Source organism: Bacillus sp. PS217 (assembly GCF_037963535.1).
GTDB lineage: Bacteria > Bacillota > Bacilli > Bacillales > Bacillaceae > Bacillus > Bacillus subtilis.
The window spans coordinates 1,244,472-1,258,734 of sequence record NZ_CP150157.1 but is presented as its reverse complement, the minus strand read 5'-3'; the positions used below and the strand labels follow the sequence as shown (position 1 = coordinate 1,258,734).

Below are 14,263 nucleotides of genomic sequence, written 5' to 3'. Positions count from 1 at the left end.
AGCCAGGCCATCCACTTATTTATTATCCATCATTTTAGAAATCGTGCCAAAATCAAGCTTTTCTTTTCCGCTTGTAATAGATTCCACAATTTTATCTTCTAATTCTTTTGGCACGCGTCTGTTTGCCATCTGCGCTACGCGGTTAATCACACTGCGCACTGTATTTTCATCTTTAAAATTAGCGTTTTGGAGTGATCCGGCAAGATTCATTACATCCTGCATCTTCACACCTGTTTTCTTTTCGATGTTCTTAAAAAATTGATTATCCATAATGCGCCTCCTTTTGGCGGAGTAATACGGTATTGTATGAATGCACATAATACAATGTGCTTTTCCAACATTTTTAAAAATAAACACAAGGCAAGGAAGCACGGGTTATAACCCGTACTTCCTCAATACATCTTAAAAGAAAGATGCACCTACGATGATGAGGAGAATGAATAATACGACCAACAAAACAAATGTTGAACCATAGCCGCCGCCGTAACCGCCAGCATAACCGCCATAACAGCCGCCGTAGCCGCCGCCGAATCCGTATCCAAAGCCCATAGATAAGCACCTCCTTTACTCTCTATACACTATGTGAGCTGCTTGGATCGGCTTGGATATTCGCATAGGGCGTTTGCGGATTTATGATTGATCATATTGAGCCTGATGTTTCTTAAGTAAGGCCTCCGTTTTTTCAGCCAGCTCTTCAATCTCATCTTCAAATTCCAGACCGGCTTTATCAAATGCATCCAAGTCTTTTCTGATACCGCCCATCGTGTCTTCATGCTTTTTTTGCTTTTGTTCGTGTGGTTCATATCTTCCTTCTATCCATTTTTCAAACTCATTCACTTTTATCCCCCCGCTTATGATATATGCTGAGCGAGGCCGCCCCGTTAAAAAACAAAAAACCGGAGTTCTCCGGTTTCTTTGCCAGGCTATTGAGGCTTTTTCTTTTTATTTCCGCACCCGCAGCCTTTCTTTTTTATCTTTTTTGATTGATACGATGAATCTGTATATGGAGATTTTTGGGAAGGTTTATGATGCTGATTCATTTTTGTCCCCTTCCTTTCCTTATGTCATATATGCTACTTTATGCGTATTCTGACAGAAAGTTGCTGGTAGTAACGCCTTATTCTTGCAGCCATTTTGATACGAGCGTTTCTATGATGCCGGCAAGGCCGGCGATCGCCAAAAGTAAAATCAGCCACTGCGCCGCTTGCGGGATCAACGCCTGGCATAAAATCAAAAAGCCGGCGCACCACACGCCTGTACACCAATAGCAGCTCAGCAATTCACCAATAAACGCCCTGACACCGGTTCCTTTAATCACGATATAGGTTTGAATATTCCCGTCCGCATCCTTTTCTTCCTTCTCTTCATGAAACAGACTGCGAAGCGGCGCCATAATCGTGTCAAACACCAACAGGCGGGCGAGCCGAAAGACCGCAAGCGATAGAAGAACAATTGTCAGCCCATTTATAACCACTCGTTCACTCCTTTGCCAATCATGATCCCTTCACATATATGCGAAAACCCTATTCTTCATGAATTGTATCTTGTCCGGCAGAAAATTGGTTATTTTTATTATTCCGCTCTGCACCCCATTTGCATTATATAGAGTATGGATAAGAAAGGAGTGAAGGTTATGTCATTTGAAACAAAAATTGAATCCCTGCATCCTGACATATTTGAGCAATTATCAAGCGAATTCGAGCAGCAGATCGAAGTGATTGATTGCGAAAATATCACAATAGATACGTCACATATAACAGCTGCCCTTTCTATACAAGCCTTGGTTACAACATTGATTATCCTGTTGACACAGCTCGTTATTGCCGACGAGGACTTGGCCGACACAGTAGCAAGCGAAATACTCATTCTTGATAACTCTCAAATCAAAAAAAGAACCATCATTAAAATTATCAACAGCCGAAACATCAAGATTACTTTGTCTGCAGACGAAATAATAACCTTTGTACAAATCTTGCTTCAGGTGTTAAACAGTATGCTCCTTGAATTCGACATCCTTTAACCCTTTCTTTTCACAAACTAAAAGTTGAGGTGAGAACAAATGTCAGATAACGATAAAATCAAAGAAGAGCTTGAAAAGCTCCCAGAAGTTGATCCAATGATGAAAATGCTGGTCCAAAACATATTTGTAAAACACGGCATCACAAAAGACAAAATGAAAAAAGTATCAGATGAAGAAAAAGAAATGCTTTTGAATATGGTAAAAGACCTGCAAGCGAAATCAGCGGAGCTAGCTGAAAAACACAAGAAGAAAAAAGAAGAAGAAGCCGTACAAGAGCAAAAGAGCGATAAACCGCTTAGCCGCAGAGAGCAGCTCATTGAACAGCTCAGACAAAGACGGCAAAACAATAACAATTCAAATTAATCATAAAAAATAGGGCACATCATCAAGATAAATGCCTCAGTCAAAGTAAGAGGCTCGCTCATTTAATAACAGTAAAAGAAAAGGAGGAATAGATATGGAAAGCAGACCATACTCTTGGGTTGCACTTGATCCCGACTGTGACCATCCGTTAGAGCACAAAGAGAAAGAAAAAGAAGAAAGAAAATGCAATTGCGATATTTGCTGCAATAACAATGGGTTTGGCAATGACAACAACGCCTTTATCGACCAAGATCTAGCTCAGGCAAATCTCAACAAACAAGTCTCAGATGAGACGATTATTATCAGAGACTCTTGTGACATCAACGTTTCATCTACAGACGTTCAAGCCGTAACATCTATTGTAACAGCGCTTAATGCAGCTGTCTTGACAGTAGCTCTCACCTCCATTGCAGATGGCGTTATTGCTGAATTAGTCGCACAAGATTTATTGCAGCTTACAGCTAACAAGCAAGTAAACCGCCAGAAACTTCTTATCGAATGCTCCCGCGGCGTAAACGTCACAACAGTAGATGCCGATATCGCAACCCTTGTCTCTACAGCTACAAACGTTCTGATCGCTGTCCTAGTCATCACTCTTGTCCTCTAGAACCTAAAAGCAGAGCTAAAAACGCTCTGCTTTTTCTTATTTTCCAAGCATATGATGAATATATAGACGTTCACCCACACCAAGTGGGGCACGGGTACATATGTTGTTAAGGACTAAAGTCAAATACCCTATAAAGAAGGAGCTGAAATCAATGAGCTGCGGAAAAACCCATGGCCGGCATGAGAACTGTGTATGCGATGCAGTGGAAAAGATTTTAGCAGAGCAGGAGGCAGTTGAGGAACAGTGTCCGACTGGCTGCTATACAAACCTTTTGAATCCGACAATTGCAGGTAAAGACACAATTCCGTTTCTCTTGTTTGATAAAAAAGGCGGATTGTTCTCCACATTCGGAAACGTGGGGGGATTTGTGGATGATATGCAATGCTTTGAATCCATTTTCTTCCGCGTTGAAAAATTATGTGATTGCTGTGCAACACTGTCAATTTTACGCCCGGTCGATGTCAAAGGCGATACCTTAAGTGTTTGCCACCCTTGTGACCCGGATTTCTTCGGGCTAGAAAAAACAGATTTCTGCATAGAAGTGGATCTCGGATGCTTCTGTGCGATTCAGTGCCTGTCACCAGAGCTAGTTGACAGAACATCGCCTCATAAAGATAAAAAGCATCATCACAATGGATAAACACTTGTAAAGAGGAATCCCCTTCCAAACTCTATTACAGGTGCAAATCATTCAGCTGCTTCCAGCGTGAGGCAGCTGACTCTCCATCATTTCGCCAGTCTCAAATTTATAAGGCAGGAGGGATAATATGAGCCAGAAAACATCAAGCTGCGTGCGTGAAGCTGTAGAAAATATTGAAGATCTGCAAAACGCTGTTGAAGAAGACTGCCCGACCGGCTGCCACTCTAAGCTTTTATCTGTAAGCCATTCGTTAGGCGACACAGTGCCTTTTGCAATATTTACATCAAAATCAACGCCATTAGTCGCCTTCGGAAATGTCGGCGAACTCGATAACGGCCCTTGCTTTAATACAGTATTTTTCAGGGTCGAAAGAGTGCATGGAAGCTGCGCAACACTGTCATTATTAATCGCATTTGACGAACACAAACACATTTTGGACTTCACCGATAAAGATACGGTGTGTGAAGTGTTCCGACTCGAAAAAACGAACTACTGTATTGAAGTTGACTTAGACTGCTTCTGCGCAATCAACTGCTTAAATCCTCGATTAATCAATCGTACACATCATCATTAATCATAAGCTGGAAAAGCTTGCAGGCCTGCAGGCTTTTCTCTATGTAAAAAAGCTGTCCGGCAACATCAGCCGGGCAGCTTTTTTCTTTTTCGTTAAAAACCGAGCGGGTGCAAAGAGGTAATATCATCGATTGCCAGTTCGGTTGGGGCTCCGTTTCCTGTTGTTCGAAGCAGGACGGAATCATTTCTTCTTCCGACAATCACGCCCCTGTACGTTTTTCCATTGGCTTCAATCAAACAAAGCGCTCTCGGCATGTTATGAGGCAGCTTTGTTAAAAAATCAATTTTTTCGTGGATCGTCATCTTGCTCATCGGTTTTTTCACTTTTCGTGCCGGCGGTGCTTTTTCCTCCGCTTTATCAGCACTATGGACAGCTTCCGGTTCTTTCTCAGGCTTCCGGGCCTCAAGTGCAGGCTCTTCCTTTTTTTCTGCTTTCGGGGGCTCGTGTTCGACGGTTTCTTCTACGGCCTGCGGCTCTGCTTTCTGTTCCTCCTGGCTTTTTATGTTCTCTGGCTCTCTCACCTCTTGTGTTTGCTGACTCACTGGTTCGGCTGCAGGCTTTTGGTCTTCTTGCAGGACATCCTGTGCCACGGCTTCCTCCTGCTGCTTCTCATGGTAAGCCGGCTTTTCCTCAGCTTTTGGCGGAGCGGGTTTGTCGGCCTTTCTTTTGATGACAATCTCCTGCATGGATGACCTTGTAGTTTCTGCATAATCCGGCTGAACAATATACATGAGCGGTTTTTTATCCGCGTTTCTTTTCTTATTAGACATCTTCATCCCTCCGATTGTGTCATATTCTATCTATATGACAGAAAGCTGAAAATCAGAAGAAATAAAAAAGCAATCCCTATTCGGGATTGCTTGATATAGATCCTGCTTAGCGGGCAGTGATATGGAAACCTGAATCAACGTGAAGATTTTCACCTGTAATCCCGCGGGACATATCGCTGAACAAGAACGCAGCTGTATCGCCCACTTCTTCAGGTGTTGTCGTGCGGCGAAGCGGTGCACGCTCTTCGATGTCTTTTAAGATAGAGTTGAAATCGCTGATGCCTTTAGCAGATAATGTTCTGATCGGGCCGGCAGAAATGCTGTTGACGCGGATATTTTCTTTTCCTAAGTCAGCAGCTAAATATTTCACACTTGCATCAAGAGAAGCTTTTGCTACACCCATGACGTTGTAGTTTGGCATCACAAGCTCTCCGCCAAGGTACGTCAAAGTGACAATGCTTCCGCCTTCAGTCATCATCGGACGTGCCGCTTTGACAACAGCAGTCAGAGAATATGAGCTGATGTTATGAGCCAAAAGGAAGCCGTCACGATTTGTGTTTAAGTATTCGCCGACAAGCTCTTCTTTGTTGGCAAACGCGATACAATGCGCGATACCGTGGATTACACCGACCTGCTCCTTAATGCTTGCGAAGCAAGTTTCGATTTCTGCGTCGTTTGTAACATCGCAAGGGAGGATGATGGAGTCGTTGCGGTCTAATGTTCCGGCAAGCTCGTGAACGGATTTCTCCAAGCGTTCACCAGCGTATGTGAAAATCAAACGTGCACCCGCTTCGTGTAAAGAACGCGCAATGCCCCAGGCGATGCTGCGTTTGTTGGCTACCCCCATCACAACAATGTTGCGGCCTTCAAGTGAAAAATTCATATGTATAAAGCCTCCTATATTTAATAAAGACATAGTATTAGTACCTGATCTTAATTCCTATCATATCATAACCTTGTCCAGATGAAAAGCGCATACCGTAGCAAACGCAAAAGAGATCACCATCAGCTGGTGATCTCATCGGCTTGTATTTAAGCTGTTTCGTTTAAAAGCGAAATGGTTTGTCGGCCCGTGTCCCGATCCGATGCCGAGCGTATTTTCCACCGCTTCGCGGACAAAGTTGGCCGCAATCTCAAATGCCTGATGGATGCTGTCTCCTTTAGCCGTTTGGGCCGTTAAAGCCGCAGCAAAGGTGCAGCCTGTGCCATGCGTATGCTTCGTATTGATATAAGGATGGGTGATTTGCATAAACATGCTGCCATCAAAAAGAAGGTCAGTAATGTGATTGTCTTCAGGCTGGTGCCCGCCTTTGATAATGACATGCTGCGCACCCATCTTGACGAGCTGCTCGGCTGCTTTTTTCCGGTCATCCAGCGAGCTGATTGTCATTCCTGTCAGCGTTTCTGCTTCCGGGACATTCGGCGTAATCGCGTAGCTTCTTGGAATGAGCAACTCCTTTAAGGTGGCAACTGACTCATCACGCAGCAAGGATGCCCCGCCCTTTGCGATCATAACCGGATCAACAATTACACGATTGAATCCGTGCTCGTCAATTTTTCTTGCCACTTCTTCAATCATGTCGGCATTCCAGAGCATTCCCGTCTTAACTGCATCCGGTCTCAAATCCTCAGCAACAGCGTCAATTTGCTGTCTCAACGTCTCTACAGTCAGCGGATGCACCCCATGAACGCCAAGCGTATTTTGAGCGGTTACCGCCGTAATCGCAGACATTCCGAATACATCAAGCTCTTGAAAGGTTTTAATATCAGCCTGTATCCCTGCGCCGCCGCCTGAATCTGATCCGGCGATTGTCAATGCTTTATATATACTCATTACACTACACTCCTTTTATTACCCAATCCATTTATGATAAATGGATTTTGCCCGGGCAATATCATTTGTTCCATGGATCAAAGCTCTGCCGTCCCGGAACAACACCATTTTCATATCATCCGAGCGGCAGGAAATTAAATACGGGTTCGCAGCTACTTCAAGCCCGGCCTGCCTCAGCTGACCGGCAAGCGCTTCAAGATCCGCTTCTTTCGTAATAGATGATCTGATCTGCACCGTGTTCCTGCCGCACAATACAGCCGCTTTTGTTTGATTTTCATATGACAAAAACGGAAAATCCTTTGTGCCGCAGCTTGGGCATGCGTCATGTTTGAGACTGGCCGCTCTCACTTCTGACCGCTCATTTTTCCACAAATCAAAGGAGCGCAGCACCGGCTCGCACTCCTCTCCCGTCAGCAGCTTCAGTGCATCTGTTACCTGAAAGACTGCTACCTGCAAAACAGCCGGACTGATGATGCCAGCTGTGTCACATGTTGCTCCGCCAATCGGAAGTGCATCGAGCAAGCAATGCAGGCAAGGAGTAGAACCCGGCACCACGGTAAAGGTGAGGCCGTAGCTCCCTACACAGGCACCGTAAAGAAAAGGAATCCCTTCCTTTACCGCAGCATCATTTACGATCAGGCGGGTTTCAAAATTATCAGCCGCATCCACTATAATTGATGCATCCCTAATCAGCTCGAAGATATTTTCTGCTGTCACATCCATGACAAGGCCGGTCACATCAACATCGCTGTTAATCGAACGGAGACGGCGCTCCGCAGCGGCTGCTTTCGGCATTTCTTTTTTGACATCATCTTCTGTATAAAGCTGCTGGCGCTGGAGGTTGCTCCATTCAACATAATCTCTGTCGGCAATTTTCACAGAGCCGACTCCCGCTCTCACCAGCATTTCTGCACTGGCTGTTCCGAGCGCGCCGGCGCCGATAATCACGGCGCGCGCTTCTTTCAATTTTTTCTGGCCGAATGGGCCGATCGGAGCAAACAGCTCCTGCCTTGAATACCTGCCTGTCATACAGGAAGACCTTCTCCCGGACTGCTTGCCGTTCCGTATTGCTTAAGCGGGATGCGGCCCGCCTCATAAGAAAGGCGTCCTGCTTCCACTGCGAGCTTCATGGCACGAGCCATTTTCACAGGATCGTCAGCGCCCGATACAGCCGTATTGAGCAGTACGCCATCCGCTCCAAGCTCCATTGCGTATGCCGCATCTTTAGGCGAGCCGATTCCCGCATCCACGATGACCGGCACTTTCGCCTGTTCAATAATAAATGACAGATTCAAAGGATTTAAGATTCCTTGTCCTGATCCAATCGGAGATGCACCCGGCATGATGGCATGAACGCCGAGCTCTTCCAGCTTTCTCGCCAGCACAACGTCATCCGACGTGTACGGGAGCACAATAAAGCCTTCTTCAAGAAGCTGTTCAGACGCTTTTAATGTCTCAACAGGGTCAGGCAGCAAGGAACGGCTGCATCCGATGACTTCAACTTTAATCATGTCACAAAGGCCTGACGCTTTTGCCAGCCTTGCAATCCGAACCGCTTCTTCAGCACTGCTGGCGCCCGCTGTATTCGGCAAAAGCGTATATTTGGATAAATCAAGCTGTTCCAGAAAATTCGGCTGAGATGCTTCAAAGATGTTCATTCTCCGCACAGCAAAGGTTAAAATATCAGACTCGGAAACAGCTACTGCTTCCTTTTGAATGTCAAACGATGGGTATTTCCCCGTGCCCAGCAGCAATCTTGATTGAAATGATTTTCCGCCAATTGTTAACATGCTCATCCGCCTCCTACAAAATGGACAATTTCAATGACATCACGATCACAAAGCTCAACCTCGTGATAGCGTTCTTTCCCGATTATTTCTTTATTTCTTTCCACGATAACAATTTTATTTTCAAGCTGATAAGACGCCAGCAGGTCTTGAATTGTACCTGTGTCTTTTTCCCACTTCACGTCTTTACCGTTCAGCTGTAGCATCATATCTGAACCGCCTCCTTGCGATCAATTCGGAATGCGTGCAGCCAGTCTTGGTTGACCTCTTTATTCATGATGAGATCACTGATCAAAGCGCCCGTTGCGGGAGCAAGCAGGATCCCATTTCTGAAATGGCCCGCCGCAAATAAAATACGGCTGTCCTCAGGATGTCTGCCGATGTACGGTTTTCCATCCTTTGTTCCCGGCCGGAGTCCCGCCCAAAAACGATCCACCTTCATATTCTGTATAGCCGGCAGCATCGTTTTTGCTTTTTTCATAACCGATTCCAATCCGCCAAGATCCGGTGTTTCACTCCAGTCCCCCGGCTTCATTGTCGCGCCGACAACCAGTTTGCCGCTTTTTCTCGGTACGATATAGCAGTGATCATGGTAAAGCGTTTTTGTCAGCGGGATATCATCATTCCAAACGGACAGGCACTCCCCTTTTACAGGGAGAAAAGCATTGTTCAGTCCGAGCCGTTTAAAAAACATCCCGCTCCACACTCCGCTGGCAACGACAACATGATTAGCCCATACGTCTCCTCTAGGGGTCTTGATGGACAGGGCTTCACCGTCACGTTCGACATGCAGGACAGGCGTATGCTCAAAAATCTCCGCCCCAAGCATTTTTGCTGCTTTCACATATGCCTTGCAAACAAAATAAGGCTCCACATGCACATCATCCTGAATAAAAGATGCACCAAAGATGTCACCAGACGCATACGGCTCTTTTTCTAACACCTCTTCTTTTGAATACCAGCTGACAGAGTCCAAATCGTCCATCTGTCTCAGCTGCAGCACATCTTCTTCAGAAAATGCAAGCTTAAACATACCGCCGTTATGCTGCCTGATATCCACACCGGATAATGCATAAAGCTCTTCTCCAAGACCTTTGTACAGACGCTGACTGTGCATAGCGAAATCAAAAAACGCGTCACGTTCCTCGCATTCGGCATGGGCGCCCAGCATTCCAGCAGCGGCACTTGTCGTTCTGCCGCCCATTGTTCCGCTTTCAAACAATGCGGTGCTTTTGATTTCCTTTGCCAAATGATAAGCAATCGCGGAACCGATAATTCCGCCTCCAATCACCACTGCTTCATAATGCCTTTTCATAGCGCATCTCCTTTAGCTTACGGGAATATCGTCTGGCTGCTTCCAAAGGCTCAGCGGAAGAGAAAATTCCTGACATAACAGCAATGCCGTCTGCCCCTGCTTGTTTTACGTCTCTTAACCTGTCCGGCGTCATCCCCCCGATGGCTATAACCGGGATGGAAATCCGCTGTTTGATATCTGACAGCAAAGATACTCCTCTGCCTTCAAGACCCTTTTTGCAATCCGTTTCAAACACATGGCCGAACAGCACGTAGTCCGCGTCTTCCTTTTCTGCTTGAACCGCTTCCTCCAGTGAATGCACCGACCTCCCGATATGAAGGTGTGGAAATCTGGCTCTGACCTGCTTCGGTGAAAAGCTGCCGCTTGGCAGCTGCACGCGGTGAATAGTAGAGAAAAGCGCAATATCCACGCGCCCGTTCATCACCAGTTTTCGTTTATCTATACCGCCTTCAAAAATAAGCTCGAGCAGTTTCAAAATATCCGCCGCCGATTTTGAGCGTTCCCGAATATGAATAAAATCAACTTCATTCTGAATCGTAATGATGATTCTCGCTAGCTCTTCTACCGGCTTGCTGTCATCCGTTATGGCGTGAAGCTCCACATTCCTCCACCTCTTTTATTGCGCTGTCAGACCAGCCTTCTTTTCGATAGGCCATTCCCCAAAATTGATATTCATAGTAGCTGGAGATGACAAAATTCTCTTTCATCTTGGCACGCACTTCCTCCGTGCTGTTTTCCGCCAGCTCATCAAAGCGGTTGATTTGCTCCTCAACCTGTTGTCTAAACCAGTCACCGCCGTACGTCCCAATCCACTTTTGATAAATCGGATGCCCAGGATCGCAATGCAGCAATTTCTCACCAACCTCGTAATAAAGCCAGTAGCATGGCAGCAGGGCCGCTAAGATTTCTGCGAAATTCCCGCTCAAAACCGAACGGTACATATGGGATGTATAAGAGTACGCTGTAGGAGACGGCTTAAACGCCTTACGCTCTTCCTCGCTGATTTCCAACAGCTCGGCAAACTCGCGATGAAGCGCCATTTCCGCCTCATATGTACCTTGGGCATGGCTTGCCATCCGCCCCGTTGTAAAAAGGTCCTTCGCATAAGCTGCGCCAAATGACTGCACCTTTGCAAAATGCGTTAAATAATAGGAATCCTGAAGTACGTAGTATTTAAAACGGTCAATCGGAAGCGTTCCGTCACCGATTCCTTGAACGAACTGATGGACAAAGCTCCCCTCCCACCATTCTGCGGCTGAACTGCGGCATTCTTCTGAAAACTTCACAAATCATTCCCCCTCTGAAAATAAAAAAACCACTTTCCCGCAAGGAAAAGTGGTTTGGAATTGGCATAGTAAAATAACACAAATACCGCTCCACTTCCCTACGCAGGTCTGAACCTGTTCAAGTTATGAGGGTCTAAAAGTCACACTTTTATCTCAGCCCTTATGAAGGACACCCCTAGTGGTTAAACGAATACATATTGAATTGTTCTGCACCTCTATATTAACACGAATCCTTATTTGGTCAAGATTTATCCTTCCAATGTTTTCTTAAGATCCGTTACGTACCCCCGAGATCCGGTGACAATTAAACGGTCTCCAAGTTTCAGCCTTGTATCCCCATGAGGAACGATGCTGTCCACACCTCTGAAGATCCTGACAAAGATGACGTCACCTGTTAAAGGGAATTCCCGTAAAATGACACCATCATATTTACTGTTCTCCATATTAATTTGATACAGCGAAGACTCTTGGTTCGTGAGCAGCTTCATGACGCCAGGCGCTTCAATCAGTGCGCGAAGCAGCGTTTTTGTCGACAGCAGAATAGAAAAGATGCTGATTCCCTGCTCCTTCAGAGCTGCTTCATGCTCCGGTGATCCTACGCTTGCAATGACTCTTTCTGTGCCTTTTTCTTTTGCAAGTAATGCAATGTCTGCATTCATATCTTCATTTCCTGTCGCCACAACGAGGATATCCGTTTCAAAAATGCCGAGTGATTCAAGCGTCTCGTGTTCATAGTCAGAAATTGTTTCAACAGCAAACACTGATTCTGACAGCTTTTCCTCCGCATTCTCTTGGTAGACGTGTACAACACGCACGTCATACTCTTCCTCTGGCAATTCGAGTGTAACAGGCAAAGTCATTTGATTGGCGCCAATGAACGTAATCGTCTTTTTCTCCTCCGGCTGCTCTTCCCGTTTGTATAATTTTTTAAAACAGATCGGCGTAAAAATACTTGCAATGACGGCTACTAAAATGAGCGCTCCTGACATATTTGCACTGATCACGTGAAGCTGCTGCCCGATTGTTGCAGCGGCAATCACGAGCGAAAGCGTTGATGTCAGCAAGAAGCCAGACGCGAAAATGGTTCGGTTATCATACCACTTCTTTAGGTACATGACAGGAATGATTTTGCTGACTAACAGCGCCAGCAGCAGGAGCGGAATCATGATTAAAATTGTTTTATCCTGAAAAAGAGTCCAAATATCAAGCTTCACACCGACCATCACAAAGAAAATCGGTATTAAGAACCCATAACCAAATGAATCCAGCTGCTGAACAAGTTCTTTGTTTGGCGAAAGCAGGGAAACGAGAACCCCCGCTAAGAAAGCGCCGAGAATATTTTCCGCCCCAAGTGATTCAGACAGGGCAACGAGTACAATAATTAACGTAAAAATGGCACGCGTCCCGATCTGGATCGTCCCTTTTGACATGGATTGAACAAAAGAGCGATGTTTGAAGACCCGGCCGAAAAAGTAAAGCACCACTCCGGCCGCAAACAGGATCATCAGGAGCCACATGTTTCCGCTGTCCTCTCCGTATAAAGAAGAAAAAACAGCAAGAAGAATCATCGTGGCCAAATCAGCAATAACAGCAACAAGCAAAATAATCTGCCCGATATTCGAATTCATGATCCGTTCTTCTTTTAATGTTGGAACGACAACGCCTAATGAAATCGTTGAAATAATCAGGGTCATCAAAAATGCATTTTGGATAAATCCGGCCAAGACGAACCCATAGGACAAGAGCAATGATAAAATAAAAATACCGACGAAAATAACAGATGCCGCAGCAAACGTATTCGGCGCTTCCTTGCCATTCGGCAGGAACTGCTTTTTCTTTCCTTTCTCAAACGACGAAAAATCAATTTCAAGCCCGCTTAAAAACATTAAAAAGATAAATCCGAGCATAGAGAGTGTTTGGAGCCAGGTGTCACCCTCCACAACTAAATTAAGGCCGCTTTTCCCAATAATCAGCCCCATAATGATTTCAGCAACAACAACCGGGATGCTGAGTTTAAACCGATGCAAAAGGATGGGTGTCAAAAATGCAACGATAAGTACAACAACTAAAGATGCGACAGATGTATGCGCCATAATCAGAACCTCCTTTTTAAGTCAGGGTTATGCCAGTTCTCACTCAGAGAACAAAACCTCATTTTTAAAAAACATAACGCGATTTTAACAAGGGTGATGATGAAAAATAAAGTGATAAGGTCTTAATCCTGTTTAGAAAATGATTCTTCTTCTATAATTTGCACATAAAAGCTTGTGATGACTCACAACACTTTGCTTCATAATAAATAAAACAATCGGTAAGGAGGATACCGCATGGCTTACGATATCATCAGCGATATTCATGGCTGCTATGACGAAATGACTGCATTAATCCAAAAGCTTGGCTATACAATCAAAAATGGAGTACCTGTCCATGAAGAAGGCAGGGTGCTTGTTTTTGCCGGAGATTTAACTGACAGAGGGCCTAAATCGATAGAAGTCATCCGATTTGTAGCCGGCACTTACGAAAAAGGCGCTGTACGTTATGTCCCGGGAAACCATTGCAATAAATTATATCGTTACTTAAAAGGAAATCCGGTAAAAGTGATGCATGGTCTCGAAACAACAGCAGCAGAGCTTGAGGAACTTTCCAAAGATGAGAGAAAAGCAGTCAGCGAACAGTTTATGAAGCTGTACGAAACAGCGCCGCTTTACGACATCTTACATAATGGAGAATTAGTTGTCGCCCATGCTGGCATAAGAGCTGACGATATCGGCAAATATACCCGCAGAGTGAAGGACTTTGTGCTTTACGGTGACGTGACGGGTGAAACATATCCGGACGGCAGACCCGTCAGGCGTGATTGGGCGGCAGCCTATAACGGAAAGGCTTGGGTGGTATACGGTCATACACCTGTGAAAGAGCCTCGGAAGGTCAATCGCACCATCAACATTGATACAGGCTGCGTGTTCGGAAATCAACTGACAGGCTTTCGCTTTCCAGAAATAGAAACCGTCTCTGTTCCAAGCTCCCTGCCTTACGACGAATCAAGATTTCGCCCCATATAAAAAAG

Annotated in this window: 20 protein-coding genes and 1 riboswitch; of the genes, 6 read left to right on the top strand and 14 right to left on the bottom strand. The window is 45.3% G+C overall.

Translation table 11 applies throughout. From position 1 onward, the window contains the following. Positions 1-15: 15 nt before the first annotated feature. From spoVIF to yjcA, 4 genes are all read right to left on the bottom strand, one after another. Entirely contained in the window at positions 16-270 is a 255-nt protein-coding gene (gene spoVIF, locus NSQ83_RS06595) for a sporulation-specific transcription regulator SopVIF (RefSeq protein ID WP_003232870.1), read from the bottom strand. 132 nt (positions 271-402) lie between these two features. Continuing rightward, the gene (gene yjcZ, locus NSQ83_RS06590) at positions 403-549 is read right to left on the bottom strand and encodes a sporulation protein YjcZ (protein WP_015252337.1); all 147 of its coding nucleotides are present in this window, start codon (positions 547-549) and stop codon (positions 403-405) included. A gap of 81 nt (positions 550-630) precedes the next feature. Continuing rightward, positions 631-837, bottom strand: a complete 207-nt coding sequence (locus NSQ83_RS06585; RefSeq protein WP_204551450.1) for a hypothetical protein — start codon at positions 835-837, stop codon at positions 631-633. A gap of 280 nt (positions 838-1,117) precedes the next feature. After that, positions 1,118-1,474 carry a sporulation protein YjcA gene (yjcA, locus tag NSQ83_RS06580; protein WP_003232879.1) on the bottom strand — a complete coding sequence of 119 codons (357 nt, stop codon included), beginning with the start codon at positions 1,472-1,474 and terminating at the stop codon, positions 1,118-1,120. Positions 1,475-1,633: 159 nt separating this feature from the next. Here yjcA and NSQ83_RS06575 point away from each other — a divergent pair, with 159 nt between their 5' ends. The 5 genes from NSQ83_RS06575 to cotZ all read left to right on the top strand — a co-directional run bounded on the left by NSQ83_RS06575 (position 1,634) and on the right by cotZ (position 4,204). Next, positions 1,634-2,020, top strand: coding sequence for a spore coat protein (locus tag NSQ83_RS06575; RefSeq protein WP_029726269.1), 387 nt, complete (start codon positions 1,634-1,636; stop codon positions 2,018-2,020). A 39-nt stretch (positions 2,021-2,059) separates the two neighbouring features. Further along, on the top strand, positions 2,060-2,383 hold the full coding sequence (locus NSQ83_RS06570) for a hypothetical protein (RefSeq protein WP_015252340.1): 324 nt from the start codon (positions 2,060-2,062) through the stop codon (positions 2,381-2,383). A gap of 94 nt (positions 2,384-2,477) precedes the next feature. Next, positions 2,478-2,990 (top strand): spore coat protein CotX, encoded by a 513-nt coding sequence (gene cotX / locus NSQ83_RS06565; RefSeq protein ID WP_015252341.1) that lies wholly within the window; start codon positions 2,478-2,480, stop codon positions 2,988-2,990. Between the two features lie 151 nt (positions 2,991-3,141). Beyond that, positions 3,142-3,630 carry a spore coat protein CotY gene (cotY, locus tag NSQ83_RS06560; protein ID WP_014479465.1) on the top strand — a complete coding sequence of 163 codons (489 nt, stop codon included), beginning with the start codon at positions 3,142-3,144 and terminating at the stop codon, positions 3,628-3,630. A 127-nt stretch (positions 3,631-3,757) separates the two neighbouring features. After that, complete coding sequence (cotZ, locus tag NSQ83_RS06555; RefSeq protein ID WP_003244982.1) at positions 3,758-4,204, top strand: spore coat protein CotZ; 447 nt, start codon at positions 3,758-3,760, stop codon at positions 4,202-4,204. A 92-nt stretch (positions 4,205-4,296) separates the two neighbouring features. Here the strand turns inward: cotZ and cotO are convergent, their stop codons facing one another. The 10 genes from cotO to NSQ83_RS06505 all read right to left on the bottom strand — a co-directional run bounded on the left by cotO (position 4,297) and on the right by NSQ83_RS06505 (position 13,289). Next, complete coding sequence (gene cotO, locus NSQ83_RS06550; protein ID WP_339239086.1) at positions 4,297-4,980, bottom strand: spore coat protein CotO; 684 nt, start codon at positions 4,978-4,980, stop codon at positions 4,297-4,299. Between the two features lie 100 nt (positions 4,981-5,080). Beyond that, complete coding sequence (gene fabI / locus NSQ83_RS06545; RefSeq protein ID WP_003232896.1) at positions 5,081-5,857, bottom strand: enoyl-ACP reductase FabI; 777 nt, start codon at positions 5,855-5,857, stop codon at positions 5,081-5,083. Positions 5,858-5,992: 135 nt separating this feature from the next. After that, entirely contained in the window at positions 5,993-6,808 is an 816-nt protein-coding gene (thiD, locus tag NSQ83_RS06540) for a bifunctional hydroxymethylpyrimidine kinase/phosphomethylpyrimidine kinase (RefSeq protein WP_204551449.1), read from the bottom strand. Positions 6,809-6,826: 18 nt separating this feature from the next. Then, complete coding sequence (gene thiF / locus NSQ83_RS06535; protein ID WP_038428795.1) at positions 6,827-7,837, bottom strand: thiazole biosynthesis adenylyltransferase ThiF; 1,011 nt, start codon at positions 7,835-7,837, stop codon at positions 6,827-6,829. After that, positions 7,834-8,604: a thiazole synthase gene (thiG, locus tag NSQ83_RS06530; RefSeq protein WP_003232902.1), complete on the bottom strand. Its 771-nt coding sequence runs from the start codon at positions 8,602-8,604 to the stop codon at positions 7,834-7,836. The genes thiF and thiG overlap by 4 nt, the downstream gene beginning before the upstream one ends. Then, the gene (gene thiS, locus NSQ83_RS06525) at positions 8,601-8,801 is read right to left on the bottom strand and encodes a sulfur carrier protein ThiS (protein WP_072173897.1); all 201 of its coding nucleotides are present in this window, start codon (positions 8,799-8,801) and stop codon (positions 8,601-8,603) included. Before thiS ends, thiG begins: the two co-directional genes overlap by 4 nt. Further along, positions 8,801-9,910 (bottom strand): glycine oxidase ThiO, encoded by a 1,110-nt coding sequence (gene thiO, locus NSQ83_RS06520; protein WP_033883577.1) that lies wholly within the window; start codon positions 9,908-9,910, stop codon positions 8,801-8,803. Before thiO ends, thiS begins: the two co-directional genes overlap by 1 nt. Then, positions 9,894-10,511, bottom strand: a complete 618-nt coding sequence (gene tenI / locus NSQ83_RS06515) for a thiazole tautomerase TenI (RefSeq protein WP_015715674.1) — start codon at positions 10,509-10,511, stop codon at positions 9,894-9,896. Before tenI ends, thiO begins: the two co-directional genes overlap by 17 nt. Continuing rightward, entirely contained in the window at positions 10,486-11,196 is a 711-nt protein-coding gene (gene tenA, locus NSQ83_RS06510; protein WP_129138143.1) for a thiaminase II, read from the bottom strand. Before tenA ends, tenI begins: the two co-directional genes overlap by 26 nt. Before the next feature lie 78 nt (positions 11,197-11,274). Then, positions 11,275-11,383: riboswitch (TPP riboswitch) on the bottom strand. Between the two features lie 61 nt (positions 11,384-11,444). Further along, on the bottom strand, positions 11,445-13,289 hold the full coding sequence (locus NSQ83_RS06505; protein ID WP_015715673.1) for a monovalent cation:proton antiporter family protein: 1,845 nt from the start codon (positions 13,287-13,289) through the stop codon (positions 11,445-11,447). A gap of 234 nt (positions 13,290-13,523) precedes the next feature. On the opposite strand from NSQ83_RS06505, the gene prpE reads away from it, so the two are divergent. Further along, positions 13,524-14,258, top strand: a complete 735-nt coding sequence (prpE, locus tag NSQ83_RS06500; protein WP_033883580.1) for a bis(5'-nucleosyl)-tetraphosphatase PrpE — start codon at positions 13,524-13,526, stop codon at positions 14,256-14,258. Positions 14,259-14,263: the final 5 nt, after the last annotated feature.